Genomic DNA, 1,795 nt, shown 5'->3' with positions numbered 1-1,795 from the left:
TCAGTGTTCGTTCTTCAACCTGGCCAAAATCGCAGCTTCGGGCCGACTGGGCCAACAAGGTGAAGGGCATCACGCTCAAGAGCCTGAACGGCACCGCGATCACGGCTGACGATCTTTCCGACGTTGTGGAAGGTCTTGGCGAACTCGACATCATCAGCGCCGACGACTTGGACGGCGTGGACATCAACGGGACCACGATCAGCGCAACCAGCGGCTCCGTCGCCAAGCTGCGCCAGCTCGCCGTGATGGCGAATGTCACCTATGACATTCCGGTCGGCGGCAACACCTTCAAGCCTTATGTCGGCGCTGGCCTCGGCGCGGTCGGCACGCATCTCAAGGCGCTGGGCGAGGATGACGGCTCGGTTCGCTTCGCATGGCAGCTCCGCGCTGGTGCCGCCGTGAAGGTGACGAAGGGCGTCGATCTGACTGCCGATTACACTTTCCGCCAGACCAGCAAAGGCAAGCTGAACTTTGGTGACGATGACGTGGATTACCGTCTCGGCAAGACCAAGGCTTCGCTGTTCCAAGTCGGTCTGCGCTTTACACTCTGATCCGCGACCCTCTCAAATCGCGATAATGAGAAACCCTCCTGCTCGCGGGAGGGTTTTTCTTTGCCCCGGATTTCGGGCATTCGGCATATACGACTGAATCGCATATGATCGGATCGCATATGCGCCCTCACAAGCTCATTCCCCTGTCGCGTTGCAGGATCAGCTCGCGCTCACCGATGAGCTGGCCGACGGCGCGGGCCATCTTCGGTTCGCGCTGGATCTGCTCAATGTAGAGATCCTTGGTGTGCTGGTTGGCCCCGTTATAGGCGTCCACCGCCTTGCGGAGCGCCTCCGGGGTCGCCTTCCAGTCGCTGCTATGATCGCCATAGCCATGCGCGCCCGCCTCGCGCTTCCCGGCGATGGTCTTGAACTTCTCGGCCACCCGCTCCCGTTCCCTCATCTGCTGGCGCTCCTGCGCCTCCTGTCGGGCACGATCGGCGGCAAGCCGCTCCTGCGCTTCGCGGGCGCGCTGCGCCTCCGCCGCCTCGCGCCGATCGCGCTCGACCGCGCCGCTCAAGCTGGCCGCAACATCGTGCAGCCTGCCCGCCACCCGCTGCCCCACGGCCCGCAGCCATTCCGTCCCGCGCTCGATATACTGGCGCAGGCCCACCCGCTCATTATGCTGGCCTACAGCCGTCACCGGCTCATAATCCCGGCCTTCCCGCGTGGCCTGCTGCTCGGCCCGGCGCTCTATCGCCGTCGCGCTCGGCCCCATGTGCGCGGTCGGCTCCTGCTCGATCCCGCGCCGTTCATGGCTGCGGTGATCGACACGATCCGGCACGTTCGCCAGTTCCAGCGCCCGATTCTGCATCTCGGCCCAACGCTCCCGCCACCGCTCGACCTCGCCGCTCTGCTTCTGGTCCAGCTCGCGGGTTTTTTCCCCTAGCCCCTCTGGGCCTAGGCGCCGCGTCGTCGTCAACAGGTGGGCATGGTGATTGCGCTGGTCGCCCTCTCGACCAGGTGCATGGATCGACACGTCCACCGCCACCCCATGCCGCTCGCTGATTTCGCGGGCGAGGCCCAGCGCCAGCTCGCGGCGCGCATCGGGCGACAGCTCAGCGGGCAGCGCGATTTCATATTCACGGGCGACGGTCGAGTTCTTGCGCGTCTCCGCCAGCTCGGCCGCGTTCCATAGGCGCTCGCGGTCGGCCGCCCACTCCGGCGCGTCGGTCGGCAACATCAGCTCGCTATGCTCGACGCCCTGCTTGCGGGTGTAATCGTGGACGAGGCCGGTGCGCTCGTCC

General features: G+C 65.5%; 2 protein-coding genes. One reads left to right on the top strand and one right to left on the bottom strand.

Annotation, left to right across the window (positions count from 1 at the left end; genetic code table 11):
- Positions 1 to 551: outer membrane beta-barrel protein (locus QZV93_RS17530; RefSeq protein ID WP_295560011.1), on the top strand; the 551-nt coding region annotated here is incomplete at its 5' end.
- Between the two features lie 127 nt (positions 552 to 678).
- On the opposite strand, the gene mobQ is transcribed toward QZV93_RS17530, so the two are convergent.
- Positions 679 to 1,795: MobQ family relaxase (gene mobQ, locus QZV93_RS17525; RefSeq protein ID WP_295560010.1), on the bottom strand; the 1,117-nt coding region annotated here is incomplete at its 5' end.

This window comes from uncultured Hyphomicrobium sp. (genome assembly GCF_902826555.1).
Lineage (GTDB): Bacteria > Pseudomonadota > Alphaproteobacteria > Rhizobiales > Hyphomicrobiaceae > Hyphomicrobium_C.
Note: the sequence above shows the minus strand (reverse complement) of the source record. Positions and strands in the feature narration are given on the sequence as shown.